The 14,455-nt window shown below is 71.4% G+C and carries 13 protein-coding genes; 11 read left to right on the top strand and 2 right to left on the bottom strand.

Features of this window, described 5'->3' with window-relative positions:
* Positions 1–8: 8 nt before the first annotated feature.
* On the bottom strand, positions 9–1,826 hold the full coding sequence (locus OG972_RS17210; protein ID WP_266982556.1) for a peptide ABC transporter substrate-binding protein: 1,818 nt from the start codon (positions 1,824–1,826) through the stop codon (positions 9–11).
* Positions 1,827–2,111: 285 nt separating this feature from the next.
* On the opposite strand from OG972_RS17210, the gene OG972_RS17205 reads away from it, so the two are divergent.
* The 11 genes from OG972_RS17205 (at position 2,112) to OG972_RS17155 (ending at position 13,623) form a co-directional block, all read left to right on the top strand.
* Positions 2,112–3,332 (top strand): ROK family protein, encoded by a 1,221-nt coding sequence (locus OG972_RS17205; protein WP_266982554.1) that lies wholly within the window; start codon positions 2,112–2,114, stop codon positions 3,330–3,332.
* A gap of 23 nt (positions 3,333–3,355) precedes the next feature.
* Positions 3,356–4,879 (top strand): M81 family metallopeptidase, encoded by a 1,524-nt coding sequence (locus OG972_RS17200; protein WP_266982552.1) that lies wholly within the window; start codon positions 3,356–3,358, stop codon positions 4,877–4,879.
* A complete protein-coding gene (locus OG972_RS17195) occupies positions 4,876–5,631 on the top strand; it encodes a copper homeostasis protein CutC (protein ID WP_266982550.1) in 756 nt (251 codons plus the stop codon). Before OG972_RS17200 ends, OG972_RS17195 begins: the two co-directional genes overlap by 4 nt.
* A gap of 351 nt (positions 5,632–5,982) precedes the next feature.
* Positions 5,983–7,830, top strand: coding sequence for a glutamine--fructose-6-phosphate transaminase (isomerizing) (gene glmS / locus OG972_RS17190; RefSeq protein WP_266982548.1), 1,848 nt, complete (start codon positions 5,983–5,985; stop codon positions 7,828–7,830).
* A 24-nt stretch (positions 7,831–7,854) separates the two neighbouring features.
* Entirely contained in the window at positions 7,855–8,223 is a 369-nt protein-coding gene (locus tag OG972_RS17185; RefSeq protein WP_266990539.1) for a holo-ACP synthase, read from the top strand.
* A gap of 4 nt (positions 8,224–8,227) precedes the next feature.
* Positions 8,228–9,688, top strand: coding sequence for an NAD(P)H-hydrate dehydratase (locus tag OG972_RS17180; RefSeq protein ID WP_266982546.1), 1,461 nt, complete (start codon positions 8,228–8,230; stop codon positions 9,686–9,688).
* 58 nt (positions 9,689–9,746) lie between these two features.
* The gene (locus OG972_RS17175; protein ID WP_266982544.1) at positions 9,747–10,130 is read left to right on the top strand and encodes a DUF488 domain-containing protein; all 384 of its coding nucleotides are present in this window, start codon (positions 9,747–9,749) and stop codon (positions 10,128–10,130) included.
* Positions 10,131–10,290: 160 nt separating this feature from the next.
* Complete coding sequence (alr, locus tag OG972_RS17170) at positions 10,291–11,448, top strand: alanine racemase (protein ID WP_266982542.1); 1,158 nt, start codon at positions 10,291–10,293, stop codon at positions 11,446–11,448.
* Between the two features lie 64 nt (positions 11,449–11,512).
* A complete protein-coding gene (locus tag OG972_RS17165) occupies positions 11,513–12,775 on the top strand; it encodes an alpha/beta fold hydrolase (protein WP_266982540.1) in 1,263 nt (420 codons plus the stop codon).
* Positions 12,744–13,301: a tRNA (adenosine(37)-N6)-threonylcarbamoyltransferase complex ATPase subunit type 1 TsaE gene (tsaE, locus tag OG972_RS17160; protein WP_266982538.1), complete on the top strand. Its 558-nt coding sequence runs from the start codon at positions 12,744–12,746 to the stop codon at positions 13,299–13,301. The genes OG972_RS17165 and tsaE overlap by 32 nt, the downstream gene beginning before the upstream one ends.
* A 130-nt stretch (positions 13,302–13,431) precedes the next feature.
* Positions 13,432–13,623 (top strand): hypothetical protein, encoded by a 192-nt coding sequence (locus tag OG972_RS17155; RefSeq protein WP_266982536.1) that lies wholly within the window; start codon positions 13,432–13,434, stop codon positions 13,621–13,623.
* 242 nt (positions 13,624–13,865) lie between these two features.
* Here the strand turns inward: OG972_RS17155 and OG972_RS17150 are convergent, their stop codons facing one another.
* The gene (locus OG972_RS17150) at positions 13,866–14,429 is read right to left on the bottom strand and encodes a hypothetical protein (protein WP_266982534.1); all 564 of its coding nucleotides are present in this window, start codon (positions 14,427–14,429) and stop codon (positions 13,866–13,868) included.
* Positions 14,430–14,455 lie beyond the last annotated feature (26 nt).

The following is a 14,455-nucleotide window of genomic DNA, read 5'->3' as shown; positions in this document are numbered from 1 at the left end:
GACCGGGCTCACTTGGTGGTCCACTTCCACATGGCGGGGTGGAAGTTGGCAAGCGAGTCCTGGGCGAAGCCGCCCAGGCCGTTCTTGACCACGGAGACCTGGTAGTCCGGCTCCGGCAGCCAGATGACCGGGAGGTCCTTGGCCAGGGCGGCGCTGTACTTCTGCACCGCCTCGTTGGAGGAGGAGGTGGTGGTCTGGGTGATCAGCTTGTCCACGGCGGAGTTGGAGTAGCTGCCGAAGTTGGAGCCGCCGCCGGTGGCGAAGAGGGAGTCACCGCTCGGGTAGGCCGGGAAGTACCAGCTGCCAGCGGTGCCGAAGAACGAGAGCTGCCACTTGCAGCCGGCCTGGTCGGCCGTGCACTGACCGGCCTGCGAGAGGACAGAGTTGACCGGTGCGGTCTTGATGGTGAAGTCGATGCCGGTCTTGGCGAACGACGACTGCAGGGCGCTCATCATGTTGTCGGTCACGGTCGAACCGGACTGCGAGAGCACCTGCATCCGGAACTTGGTGCCCTTGTCCACGCCGGCGCCGCACTGGCTGTCGCCGGTGCCCGGGCTGGTGCACACCATGGTGCCGTTCTGCTCGGTCCAGCCGTGGCTGGTCAGCAGCTTCTTCGCCTTGGTGGTGGAGTACGGGTACGGGTTGTTCTTCTGCTCCGACGAGACGAAGGACGAAGTCTGGCCCTGCGGGATCGGGCCGTAGGTGGAGACCGCGGTGCCGTTGAAGACGACCTTGGAGAGGGTGGTCTGGTCCACCGACATCTGGATTGCCTGGCGGGCGTAGAGCTGCTTGAAGACCGCGCCCATGGCGGGGTTGTTGAAGTTGTAGGGCATGTAGGTGATGGCCCAGCCGGACCACGGCTTCACCGTGTAGCCCTTGGAAGCGAAGGACGATTCCTGGCTGAGGTCGGTGGCGTTGATGTAGCCGTAGTCGACCGTGCCTGCCCGGAGCGCGTTCTTCTCGGCGTCCGTGGTGGTGAACGGCAGCAGGTTCACGTTCTTGATGTTGGCCTTGCCGCCGCCGTCGTACTTGGCGTTGGCGGTCAGCTCGACCTTGCCGGCTGTGGAGAACGACTTGATGGTGTAGGGGCCGCTGACCGTCTTCCAGAGCGGGTCGGTGGCGTAGCCGGAGATCTTCTTGGCGACGCCGTTCAGGTACGTCCAGACCTTCTTGGCGCCCGCGGTGGTGCGGTCGAGGTCCGACACGGTGCCCGAGTCGCTGGTCTTGTCCCAGACGTGCTGCGGCATCGGGCGGATCATGCTCAACTCGTTGGCGAGCATCCACTGCTGGTTGTACGCCTGGTCGAAAGTGATGGTGAAGTGCGTGTCGTCGACGATCTTCAGCGACGTCCAGTTGTCCGGCGCCTTACCCGGGCTGTAGCTGGCCCAGTCGGCCTTGTTGGCCTTGACCAGGTTGAACCAGAACTCCACGTCGCGGGAGGTGATCTGCTTGCCGTCGCTCCAGTGCCGCTCGCCGAGCGTGATCGTGACGCTCTTGCTGTCCTTGGCGAAGTCGGCTGCGGTGGCCAGCGAGTTGTCCTTGTTCCAGCCGACCTTGCCGGTGGAGCCGTCGTACGCGATCAGCGGCTCCCAGAGGGACTGGGATATGGAGGAGTTGTTGGTGTTCAGGTGCGCGGCGGTGCCGATCGGGAGGATCCAGTTCGGCGTGAAGTTGGCCGGCAGCGCGTAGTTGATGGTGTCCGACGAGCCGGAGGCGGACGACGAGGTGTCGCCGCCGGAACAGCCCGTCAGCAGAGCGCCCGCGGTGACAACGGCGCCCGTGACGAGGGCCCAGCGGCGGCTGTTCGCCGTGTGAGCAAGGAACATGACTCTCCTCAGAGTGAAAGGACCCGTATGTGTCCCGGGACCGGCACTGCGTTCACGACAGCTAACGTCGGACACGCCGAAGAAACAAACAAGAATTAGTAAAAAGTAAGTTACTGCACCTCCGAAAAAAGCCCACTCGCTCCGATCCCCCCTCTCCTTTGGGTGAATTTGGGTGGATTGAATGGGTTTCAGGTATGGCTCACTTCCTTCGCGGAGCTGTTCCCCCGCGCCAAGCGCGGGCGTATTGTCTTCGCCACACACACCGTTGCGGAAGTTACTTCGTACATGACTGAAATAAGTGCATGGGACCGCAAGGCCGCGAAAGGCACACCGGCCCTCGCCGCGCGGGTCCTGGAACTCGTCGCATCGGGCCAGGCCTCGTCACGCGCCGAACTCGCCGGACTGCTGGGGGCCGCAGCCTCCACCATCTCTCTCACCGTGGCCCATCTGGTGGAGCGCGGGCTGATCGCCGAGGAGGGCACCCAGTCCTCCACCGGCGGGCGCCCCCGCAAAGTGCTGAGACTGGGAAGCAACGACGAGTTCGCCGTCGCCGCCGACCTCGGCGGCCGGCATGCCCGGATCGGTGTGGTGCTGCCCGGCGGCGGTCTGACCGATGTCTCGACCGTCCCCTTCGTGATCGCCGACGGCCCCGAGGCGGCCCTGCCCCGACTCGCCGAGACCCTGGAGGTGCTGGCCGAGCAGCGCGGCCGCGGCCGGCTGCGCGGGGTCGGGCTCTCGCTGCCCGGGCCGGTGGACATCGCGTCGGGCTCGGTCGTCCTGCCGTCCCGGATGCCGGGCTGGAACCGTTTCCCGGTCACCGCCTGGCTGGAGGAACGCTTCGGTGTCCCTGCCGCCGTGGACAACGACGCCAACTGCATGGCGATCGGCGAGCACACCGTACGGCCCGCCGAGCACCGGCAGACGATCATGGTGAAGATCGGCTCCGCGATCGGCGCCGGCGTCATCGCCGACGGACGTCTCTACCGGGGCGCCACCGGCGCGGCCGGTGACATCACCCACATCCGGATCGACGGCGGCGCAGACATTCCCTGTTCCTGCGGCAACACCGGCTGCCTGGAAACCGTGGCGTCCGGCGCCGCCCTGGTCCGCATCCTGCGCGAGCGCGGGGCCGACGTCAGCAGCACCGAGGACGTGGCCAGGCTGGCCGTCGACGCCGACCCGGAGGCCACCCGCGCGGTCCGCAGGGCCGGCGACTACCTGGGCCAAGTGCTCGCCGCCAACGTCAACTTCTTCAACCCGGACGCGGTCTACCTCGGCGGCATTCTCTCCACCCTGGAGCCGTTCGTCGCCGCCGTGCGCAGCCAGCTCTACGAGAGCTGCCACCCGCTGGTCACCCAACACCTCACCATCGAGCGGGCCAGCCTGGGCGCCGACGCAGGTCTGGTCGGCGCCGGGCAGTTCGCCCTGCAGCGCGCCCTGGCCCTCGCGCTGCGCGAGGTCGGCGGCACCGACCAATTCCGCGCCCCGGCGCCCCGCCACGCCTGACGCCCCACCCCCTACGAGGAGCCATGTCGCAATCCCGCACCGCCGCAGCCCGCCCGGTCATCGCCATAGCCGGACTCGGCATCGAGTCGTCCACCTTCTCTCCCGCTCGCACCCAGGCCCCCGCCTTCCACCCCTCGCGCGGCGCCGAAGTGCTGGACCGCTACCCCTTCCTGACCCCCGGTGAGGAACTGCGGGAGGCGGCCGACTGGCACGGCGCCCTGGTCGGCAAGTCGCTGCCGGGCGGTACCGTCACCGCCGCCGCCTGGGCCGAACTGACCGATGAGCTGATCGAACGGCTCGCCGCGCTGCCCAAGCCGGACGGCCTCTGGTACGACATCCACGGCGCCATGACCGTGGAGGGCATCGACGACGCCGAGGCGGTGCTGCTGGAGCGCATCCGTGCCACCGTCGGCCCCGACGTGATCATCTCCACCTCGATGGACCTGCACGGCAACGTCTCCCGCGAACTCGCCCACGGCAGCGACCTGATCACCTGCTACCGGATGGCCCCGCACGAGGACCACATGGAGACCAAGGAGCGGGCCGTCCGCAACCTGGTGGACCTGCTGGTCTCCGGCGCGCCCCGTCCGGTCAAGGCCTGGGTGCCGGTGCCGGTGCTGCTGGCCGGCGAGCAGACCTCCACCCGGATCGAGCCGGCCAGGAGCGTGTACGCGGCCGTGGACGAGGTCGAGGCCATGGACGGCGTGATCGACGCCGCGATATGGGTCGGCTACGCCTGGGCCGACGAACCGCGCAACCGCGCCGTGGTGGTGGTCACCGGCACCGACCGGGCCGTCGTGTCGGCCGGTTCCGAGCGCCTGGCCCAGGGCTTCTGGAAGGCCCGCGACGACTTCGACTTCGTCGCCCCGACCGGCACCTTCGACGGCATCCTGGACGAGGCCCTGGCCTCCGACCAGCGCCCGTACTTCATCAGCGACACCGGGGACAACCCGACCGCCGGCGGCGCCGGCGACGTGACCTGGGGTCTGACCCGGCTGCTGACCCGCCCGGAGTTCCAGAAGGACGACGGCCCGACTGTCATCTACGCCTCGGTGCCCGGACCGGCCGCCGTCGAGACCGCCGTCGCCGCCGGTGTCGGCGCCACCGTCACGGTCACCGCCGGTGCCGAGGTGGACGACCGGCACGCGGGCCCGGTCACCCTGACCGGTGTGGTGCACGCCATCCGGCACGGCGACCGCGACGCCGAGACCGAGGTCGTCATCCGGGTCGGCAGCGTGTACGCGATCCTCACCAAGCTGCGCAAGCCCTACCACCACGAGCACGACTTCACCGACCTGGACCTCGACCCGCGCGGCGCCGACATCGTGATCGTGAAGATCGGCTACCTGGAGCCCGAACTCTTCGACATGTCGGTCGGCTGGAAGATGGCGCTCACCCCCGGCGGTGTGGACCAGGACCTGGTACGCCTGGGCCACGACCGCATCCGCCGCCCGATGTTCCCCTTCGACCGCGAGATGGCCGACCCGGACTTGTCGGCCCGCATCATTCCCGCCTCCGACCAGCCGCTGACCGGGGACGACGAGTGACCGCACGTCCTGCCTTGGAGATCGCCGTCACCTCACCGGCCGGCGCCCGCGCCGCCCGGGAGAACGGCGCCGACCGGGTCGAGCTCTGCGTCGCCCTGGAGTTGGGCGGCCTGACGCCGTCGGCAGCCCTGGTGGAGGCGGTCGCCGGGGAGGGGCTGCCGGTGCAGGTGCTGGTCAGGTGCCGGCCCGGCGACTTCGTCCATGATGCCGAGGAGATCGCGCTGATGGCCGCCGAGGTGCGGTCCGTCATCGCCTCCGGCGCCTCCGGCGTCGTGATCGGCGCGCTGACCGCCGACGGCGCCCTGGACACCGTGGCGGTCGCCCGGCTTGCCGAAGCGGCCCGTGCCTCGGGCCGCCCGGTGGACATCACCCTGCACCGCGCCATCGACCAGTCCGCCGACCCGGTGGCCACCGCCGCACTGCTGCCCTCGCTCGGCCTCACCCGGGTCCTCACCTCGGGCGGCGCCCCCACCGCGGCCGAGGGGCTGGAGGCGATCGCCGCGATGGCCGCCGCCGCACCCGGGGTGCAGGTGATGGCCGGCGGCGGGGTGCGCCCCGCCGACATCCCGGCCCTGACCTCCGCCGGAGCCGCCGCCGTCCACCTCTCCGCCAAGACCAGGGCGCTGCCCAGGCGTGGCGGCGGCTGGGTACCGCTCGGCGCCGGGGGTGCGTCGGCCGAGCAGGACACCCATTTCGTCACCGATCCCGACGTGGTGGCCGAGGCACGGCGGGCGGTGGGGGCGCAGGGCTGAGAGCCTGTCGGGTGACCTCTGACCGGGCGGCCACGCCCTGGCGCGCACGCTTCCCGCGTTGCCGAAATGTCCTCGTAGCTCCTTCCCCGAGCTCTCGGCTTCGTTCGAGCAGGGGAGACCCCGTCCGAGGGCATCCCGCCGCCTTGGAATCGCACGCACCAGACCGCGTCCGCTACTCGGGCCGGGCGCCGCGAGTTGCGCGCTCCCGTGGGTGCCGGTGCGCCGAACTGCGGACCTGGGGCTGCCGCTCGCAGAGGATTGCAGCGACTCCGCCGACGAATGATCCCGGCCGCCCCGCGCCCCTTCTGCGACGATGCCAAGCGAGGGGAGGGCGACCACGAAAGGATCATTATGTGTGGAATCGTCGGGTACGTCGGTGGGCAGTCCGCGCTTGATGTTGTCGTCGCAGGGCTGAAGCGCCTCGAATACCGCGGGTACGACTCCGCGGGTGTCGCCGTTCTCGCGGACGGCGGGCTGGCCTCCACGAAGAAGGCCGGCAAACTCGTCAATCTGGAGAAGGCGCTGGTCGAACAGCCCCTTCCGGCCGGGACCACCGGGATCGGGCACACCCGGTGGGCCACCCACGGCGGGCCCACCGATGCCAACGCCCACCCGCACCTCGACAACGCGGGCCGCGTCGCCGTCGTGCACAACGGAATCATCGAGAACTTCGCCGGGCTGCGCGCCGAACTCGCCGAGCGCGGGCACGATCTGGCGTCCGAGACCGACACCGAGGTCGTCGCCCATCTGCTCGCCGAGGCGTACTCGTCGACCGGTGACCCGGCAGAGGCGATGCGACAGGTCTGCCGGCAGCTCGAAGGGGCGTTCACCCTGGTTGCCGTGCATGCCGATGAGCCGGATGTGGTGGTGGGAGCCCGGCGGAACTCACCGCTCGTGGTCGGGGTCGGGGAGGGGGAGGCGTTCCTGGCCTCCGATGTGGCCGCGTTCATCGCGCACACCCGGTCCGCGATCGAGCTGGGGCAGGATCAGGTCGTCGAGCTGCGCCGGGAGTCCGTCACGGTCACCGACTTCGACGGACAGCCCGCCGAGGTCCGTAAGTACCACGTGGACTGGGACGCCTCCGCCGCCGAGAAGGGTGGCTACGACTACTTCATGCTCAAGGAGATCGCCGAGCAGCCGAAGGCCGTGGCCGACACGCTCCTCGGGCGGATCGACGGCTCGGGCGCGCTCCACCTCGACGAGGTGCGCATCGCGCCGAGCGTGCTCCGGGAGGTCGACAAGGTCGTCGTCGTGGCCTGCGGGACCGCGTACCACGCCGGGATGATCGCCAAGTACGCCATCGAGCACTGGACCAGGCTGCCCTGCGAGACGGAGCTCGCCAGCGAGTTCCGATACCGCGACCCGATCCTCGACCAGCGCACCCTCGTCATCGCGATCTCCCAGTCCGGCGAGACGATGGACACGCTGATGGCACTGCGGCACGCCCGCGAGCAGGGGGCGAAGGTCCTCGCGATCTGCAATACGAACGGGTCGACCATTCCGCGCGAGTCCGACGCGGTGCTGTACACGCACGCCGGGCCGGAGGTCGCCGTCGCCTCGACCAAGGCGTTTCTGACGCAGCTCGTCGCCTGCTACCTCGTCGCCCTGTATCTCGGCCAGACCCGCGGTACGAAGTGGGGCGACGAGATCCGGACCGTCGTCCGGCAGCTCTCCGAGGTTCCCGGGCAGGTCGAACGGGTCCTGGAGACCATGGAGCCGGTGCGGGCGCTGGCCCGTTCGCTCGCGCACAAGAACACCGTCCTCTTCCTGGGGCGCCACGTCGGTTATCCGGTCGCCCTCGAAGGGGCGTTGAAGCTCAAGGAACTCGCCTACATGCACGCCGAGGGCTTCGCCGCCGGCGAGCTCAAGCACGGGCCGATCGCGCTGATCGAGGACGATCTGCCGGTCGTCGTGGTCGTGCCGTCGCCGCGCGGGCGTTCGGTGCTCCACGAAAAGATCGTGTCGAACATCCAGGAGATCCGGGCCCGCGGCGCCCGCACCATCGTCATCGCCGAGGAGGGCGACGAGGCGGTCGTTCCGTACGCTGATCATCTGATCTGGATCCCCGCTGCGCCTACGCTGCTTCAGCCGCTGGTGGCGACCGTGCCCCTGCAGGTCTTCGCCTGCGAACTGGCCACCGCCCGCGGCAACGAGGTGGACCAGCCGCGCAATCTGGCGAAGTCCGTGACCGTCGAGTGAGTCGAAGAATGAGTGAGTGAGCGCGTGATCATCGGGGTCGGGATCGATGTGGCGGAGATCGAACGGTTCGGTGCGGCGCTGGAGCGTACGCCGCATCTGGCTCAGCGGCTTTTCCTGGAACGGGAGTTGCTGCTGCCCAGCGGTGAGCGGCGCGGTATCGCCTCGCTGGCCGCCAGGTTCGCCGCCAAGGAAGCCGTCGCGAAGGCCCTCGGCGCGCCGGGCGGGCTGCTGTGGACGGACGCCGAGGTGTACGTCGAGGACAGCGGGCGGCCCCGGCTGCGGGTCCGCGGCAGCGTCGCCGCCTGTGCCGCCGAGCGGGGCGTACGGCACTGGCACGTCTCGCTGAGCCATGATGCGGGGGTGGCGTCGGCCGTGGTGATCGCGGAAGGTTGACCGTATGCGAACTGCGTACAGCGTGAAGACCGTACGGGCCGCCGAGCGTGCCCTGATGGCACGGCTGCCGGAGGGCGCCCTGATGCAGCGGGCCGCCGCGGGACTCGCCGTGGCCTGCGGCGATCTGCTGCGGCGCAATGGCCGCGTGTACGGGTCCCGGGTCGTCCTGCTCGTCGGCAGCGGCGACAACGGCGGCGACGCGCTGTACGCGGGTGCCCGGCTGGCCCGGCGCGGCGCGGGCGTCCGCGCGCTGCTGACCTCGCCGGACCGCGCCCACGAGGGCGGGGTCGCGGCCCTCCGCGCGGCGGGCGGGCTGGCGGAGGATGCGGCGCAGGTGGGCACGGACCGGATCGGCCGTGTCGATCTGGTGGTCGACGGCATCACCGGCATCGGTGGGCGCGGCGGGTTGCGCCCGGACGCGGCCGCGCTGGTGCGCGCCTACCAGGCGACCGGGGCGCCGATTCTCGCCGTCGACCTGCCCAGCGGCGTCGAGGCGGACACCGGGGAGGTGCTCGGCGACGCCGTGCGGGCCGATGCGACGGTCACCTTCGGTGCGTACAAGCCGGGGCTGCTCATCGACCCGGCCGCCGACCTGGCGGGCGCGCTGCACCTCGTCGACATCGGGCTCGGCGACGAGCTGCCCGGCGTACCCGATCTGGAGGCGCTGCAGTACGCCGATGTCGCCGCTCTGCTGCCCGTTCCCGGCAGCGAGAGCGACAAGTACCGGCGTGGCGTCGTCGGCATCGTTGCCGGATCCGCGCGGTATCCGGGCGCGGCGGTGCTCGCCGTCGGCGGGGCGCTGCGGGGCGGTGCGGGCGCGGTGCGGTACGTCGGACCGGGCGCCGGTGCCGTGATCGCCCGGCACCCGGAGACCCTGGTCCACACGGGCCCGCCGTCGAAGGCGGGGCGGGTGCAGGCGTGGGTCGTCGGACCCGGGCTCGGGGACGGTACGGACGCCGTCTCGGCGGTCGCCGACGTGCTGGACGCCGAGGTTCCGGTACTCGTCGACGCGGACGGGCTGCGGCTGCTCGACGCCGCCGTCGTGCGGTCGCGCACCGCACCGACGGTGCTCACCCCGCACGCCGGGGAGGCCGCCGCGCTGCTCGGCGTCCCGCGCGAGGCGGTCGAGGAGGAACGGCTCGCCGCCGTCCGGGAGCTCGCCGCCCGCTACCGCTCCACCGTGCTGCTCAAGGGGTCGACGACCCTGGTCGCCGACGGCACCGGACGCGCTCCCGTACGGGTCAACCCGACCGGCACCTCCTGGCTGGCCACGGCGGGCAGCGGCGACGTCCTCTCCGGGCTGACCGGTTCCCTGCTGGCCGCGGGTCTCGACCCGCGCGACGCCGCCTCCGCCGGCGCCTACCTGCACGGCCTCGCCGCCCGCCACGCCTCGGACGGCGGCCCGGTCTCCGCCCAGGACGTCGCGGACGCGGTCCCCGCGGCGTGGCGTGACGTGCGGGCCTGAGAGATCCTGGGCAGCGGACACGGAACCGCGCAGGAGAGCCGGTGAGGAGTGGTCGACGGTGGGCAGCGACTCCGTACGCGTACGCCGGGTGTACGACCCGCAGGAGGACGGTGACGGGACCCGCGTCCTCGTCGATCGGCTCTGGCCCCGCGGCGTCGCCAAGGACCGGGCCCGGATCGACCGGTGGCTGAAGGACCTCACCCCGTCGGACGAGCTCCGCTCCTGGTACCACGAGGACCGCAGCGGTACCCGGTACGACGACTTTGTGGACCGCTACCGCGCCGAACTCGCCGACCCCTCCCACACGGCGGCGGTGCGGGAGCTGGTCGAGCTGGTCCGTGCGGGCGGGCCGGTGACCCTCGTCACAGCGGTGAAGGACGTCCCGCACAGCCATGTCCCGGTCCTCGTCGACCACGTGGAACATGAGCTGCGCCATCAGTGACAGCAGCGGCCTCGCGACCGCTGCCGCCACCGGTGACGCGCCCCGGGCCGTTCATCCGGATCGGGCCGGACCCCGCGAGCCCGGCACGATCCGAAAGAAAGGCGCTGACCGGACCCGGCACCTGAGGGTCCTGCCGTGCGCCTCTGAGAGACTGGGCGCGATGAACGAGACAGCGTCCTTGAGAGCCCGAGCCGAGATCGACCTCGCAGCACTGCGCGCCAACGTGCGTGTTCTGCGTGCCCGGGCGGCCGGCGCGCAACTCATGGCCGTCGTCAAATCCGATGCGTACGGGCACGGGGCGGTGCCCTGTGCCAGGGCCGCGCTCCAAGCCGGGGCGACCTGGCTCGGCACCGCGACCCCGCACGAGGCGCTCGCCCTGCGCGACGCCGGGCTCGGCGGCCGGGTGATGTGCTGGCTGTGGACACCGGGCGGCCCCTGGCGCGAGGCGATCGAGGCCGACATCGATGTGTCGGTCAGCGGCATGTGGGCGCTGCGCGAGGTCGTCGCCGCGGCCCGGGAGGCCGGACGGCCGGCCCGTATCCAGCTCAAGGCCGACACGGGACTGGGACGCAACGGCTGCCAGCCCGCAGACTGGCCCGAACTGGTCTCCGCCGCCCGCACCGCCGAGGGCGAGGGCACGGTGAAGGTCACCGGCCTCTGGTCCCACTTCGCCTGCGCCGACGAGCCCGGCCATCCGTCGATCGCCGCCCAGCTGGCGGTGTACCGCGACATGGTCGCGCACGCGGAGAAGGCGGGCGTCGAACCCGAGGTGCGGCACATGGCCAACTCCCCGGCGACGCTGACGATCCCCGAGTCGCACTTCGACCTCGTGCGGACCGGCATCGCCATGTACGGCATCTCGCCCAGCCCGGAGCTGGGCACCCCGGCCGACTTCGGGCTGCGCCCCGTGATGACGCTCGCCGCGTCGGTCGCCCTGGTCAAGCAGGTACCGGCCGGGCACGGCATCAGCTACGGGCACCACTACACGACGTCCGCCGAGACGACACTCGGCCTGATCCCGCTCGGCTACGCGGACGGCATCCCGCGCCACGCCTCCGGGCGCGGCCCGGTCCTGGTCGGCGGCGCCCGGAGGCGGGTCGCGGGCCGGGTGGCCATGGACCAGTTCGTCGTCGATCTCGACGGGGACACCGTCGAGGTGGGCAGCGACGCGGTGCTGTTCGGCCCGGGGGACCGGGGCGAGCCGAGCGCCGAGGACTGGGCGGAGGCGGCCGGCACGATCGCGTACGAGATCGTCACCCGCATCGGCGGCCGCGTGCCGCGCGTCTATCTGAACGAGATCCCGACCGGTTCTCTCTGATCCGCTCTGTCCTGCACGTCCTGACCTGACCTGACGGACAACGACCGACGAGGAGCACGGCACGGTGAGCGAGATCAGCGCGGGGGACGCGATGGCGACGGCCGCTTCGGCGGTCGGCTGGCGCCGGGCGGGCATCGCCGGAGCCGCCATAGGCGTGATCGCAGCCGGGGCGGCGGCCGGTGTCGCGGTCGAGCGGATGACCGTCGGCCGGGGCATGCGCAGGCGGGCCAGGCTGGCGCTGGACGCCTCGGGGCCGTACGGCTCGCTGCGCGGCATGCCCGGCCGGGCCGCAGCCGACGACGGCACCGAGCTGTACTACGAGACCGACGAGGTCGGACCGGACGGCGGTACGGGCGCGGGCGCCGGCCCGGGTGCGTTCTCCGGGCCCGCCGGTACCGGACCGCGCAGACGCCGTCTTTTCGGCCGCAAGGTCCCCGGGCCCGTCACCGTCGTCTTCAGCCACGGCTACTGCCTCAGCCAGGACTCCTGGCACTTCCAGCGGGCGGCGCTGCGCGACCTGGTGCGCACCGTGCACTGGGACCAGCGCAGCCACGGCCGGTCCGAGCGCGGCCGGGCCCAGGCGCAGGGCGTGACCGTCGGGATCGACCAGCTCGGCCGCGATCTGAAGGCGGTGATCGACGCGGCGGCCCCCGAGGGGCGGCTGGTACTGGTCGGGCACTCGATGGGCGGCATGACGATCATGGCGCTCGCCGAGCAGTACCCGCAGCTGATCCGGGAGCGGGTCGCCGCCGTCGCCTTCGTCGGTACGTCGAGCGGGAAGCTCGGCGAGGTCAGTTTCGGGCTGCCGGTCGCGGGTGTGAACGCCGTGCGGCGGGTGCTGCCCGGGGTGCTGAGGGCGCTCGGCTCACAGGCCGAGCTGGTGGAGCGGGGGCGGCGGGCGACCGCCGATCTCTTCGCCGGGCTCATCAAGCGGTACTCGTTCAGTTCCCGGGACGTGGACCCGGCGGTCGAGCGGTTCGCCGAGCGGCTCATCGAGTCCACACCGATCGATGTGGTCGCGGAGTTCTACCCGGCCTTCACCGAGCACGACAAGAGCACGGCGCTGCCCGCGTTCCGTGACGTGCCGGTGCTGATCCTGGCGGGCGACAAGGACCTGGTGACACCCAGCTCGCACAGCGAGGCGATCGCCGACCAGCTGCCGGACGCGGAGCTTGTCATCGTGCCGGACGGCGGGCATCTGGTGATGCTGGAGCACCCGGAGACGGTGACCGACCGGCTGGCGGACCTGCTGGTACGGATCGGAGCCGTACCGGCAGCGGCTAACGTTGGCGGGCATGGAAGCACCGCACAACAGCCCGGCAGCTGAAACCGCGCACACTCCGGCGGTCATGACCGCACAGGCCCAGGTCACCGCCCGTTTCGATGTCACGTCCGCCGAACAGATGCAGGCGCTGGGCCGCCGTCTCGCCGGTCTGCTGCGCCCCGGCGACCTCGTGATGCTCAGCGGCGAGCTCGGCGCAGGGAAGACGACACTGACCCGGGGGCTCGGCGAGGGTCTCGGGGTGCGCGGCGCCGTCACCTCTCCCACCTTTGTGATCGCCCGCGTCCATCCGTCCCTGAGCGGGGGTCCGGCGCTCGTCCATGTCGACGCGTACCGGCTGGGCGGCGGCCTCGACGAGATGGAGGACCTGGACCTCGATGTGTCGCTGCCGGAGTCGGTGGTGGTCGTGGAGTGGGGCGACGGCAAGGTCGAGGAGCTCTCGGACGACCGGCTGCAGGTGCTGATCCACCGCGCGGTCGGGGACACGGACGACGAACGGCGCTCGGTCACGCTGGTCGGGATCGGGGAGCGCTGGTCAGGACTGGGGGCGGCGCTGGAAGCCGGCCGCTGAGAGTACCGACACGTTTCCGACAGGCTGTCGGTAAATTGTTGCGCGGGGCGGGTTGGGCGTGGTCACATGGATGCCGAGAGCTGGTTAGGTCTGCCTAACCACGCCTTCCACCGGAGCCCAGGAGGCATCCATGCCGACGCCCGAGCGTGAAGCGCAGCCGCAGCCGCCAGTGACGTCCGCGGTGTCGATGAAGGATCTGCTGGCGGCCTGCGCCGCGGCGACCGCGGTCTCGACGCCGCCGTCGGAGGAACGGCAGGAGCGGCACGAGCCCCAGGAGCAGCAGGGGCCCCAGGGGTGTGACGAGGAGCGCGACGCCGCCTGAGGTCTTTCGTCCGGATGGGGCCGGATCGAGGAGCGGCCCGCCTCGGAGCGGTCGGCGTCGCCTCGGTGCATGCAGCCGCAAGGCGCAGGAAGAAGCCCACGCGAAGGGCGTCCCCCGATGTTTTGACGGCCCTTGAGGGCCACGGGGGAGTCGGCGACCGACGACAAAAAACGCCGCAGAGGTGCGTGCCGACCCCGGCCCGATCCGAACGAGAGGCCCCGGGCCGCCCGTACCCGGTGGCGTTACGGGACGACGACCACCTTGGCGCCGACCGTCGCGAACCTCCACATCGCGTCGCCGTCCGCGCGCTTCATCCGCACCCCGCCGGTCTTCAGCGTCGGGTCCGGGCTCTCCATCGAGCCGTCCTGTGCCGCGCTGAACCCCACGGGCACATCCCCGTCGGCCATCGCGAACCGCACCACGTGCTCGATCAGCACGCCGTCCGAGCCCTTGATCGAGCCCGAGCGCGAACCCACCTGGTAGACCCCGGGCCGTGGGCTCAGGGCACTCGGCATGACGGCGAAGGTCCGGGTCACTTTCCCCCGCGCGTCGACCAGCCACACACGCCGGTCGCCCAGTGCGTACACCACCCGCGCCCCGGTCCCGGATTCGGCGGGAAGCGCGGTCGGACGCTCCTTGTCCTTCGGCTTGTCGTGGCCGACGGCGGGGGCGCTGCTGGACGCCTCCGGCTTGGGGACGGCGACGGAGTCGGGGGCGTTCGCCGATGCCTGGTAGGCCAGGAAGCCGACCGCGACGAGTGCCGCCGCGGTGAGCCCGGCCACGATTCCCGAGCTGCCCCTTGCCACCGTGCGTGCCCCTTTCGCCGACGTCC

The sequence above is a fragment of the Streptomyces sp. NBC_01669 genome (assembly GCF_026339735.1).
Taxonomy (GTDB): Bacteria; Actinomycetota; Actinomycetes; order Streptomycetales; family Streptomycetaceae; genus Streptomyces; species Streptomyces yanii.
The sequence above is the reverse complement of the archived record's forward strand: the minus strand, read 5'-3'. Positions and strand labels throughout refer to the sequence as shown.

Coding starts and splice junctions, on each gene's coding strand:
- OG972_RS17200 (WP_266982552.1), top strand. CDS start 3,356: ATGTCGCAATCCCGCACCGCCGCAGCCCGCCCGGTCATCGCCATAGCC.
- OG972_RS17205 (WP_266982554.1), top strand. CDS start 2,112: ATGACTGAAATAAGTGCATGGGACCGCAAGGCCGCGAAAGGCACACCG.
- glmS (WP_266982548.1), top strand. CDS start 5,983: ATGTGTGGAATCGTCGGGTACGTCGGTGGGCAGTCCGCGCTTGATGTT.
- tsaE (WP_266982538.1), top strand. CDS start 12,744: ATGGAAGCACCGCACAACAGCCCGGCAGCTGAAACCGCGCACACTCCG.
- OG972_RS17210 (WP_266982556.1), bottom strand. CDS start 1,826: ATGTTCCTTGCTCACACGGCGAACAGCCGCCGCTGGGCCCTCGTCACG.
- OG972_RS17180 (WP_266982546.1), top strand. CDS start 8,228: ATGCGAACTGCGTACAGCGTGAAGACCGTACGGGCCGCCGAGCGTGCC.
- alr (WP_266982542.1), top strand. CDS start 10,291: ATGAACGAGACAGCGTCCTTGAGAGCCCGAGCCGAGATCGACCTCGCA.
- OG972_RS17155 (WP_266982536.1), top strand. CDS start 13,432: ATGCCGACGCCCGAGCGTGAAGCGCAGCCGCAGCCGCCAGTGACGTCC.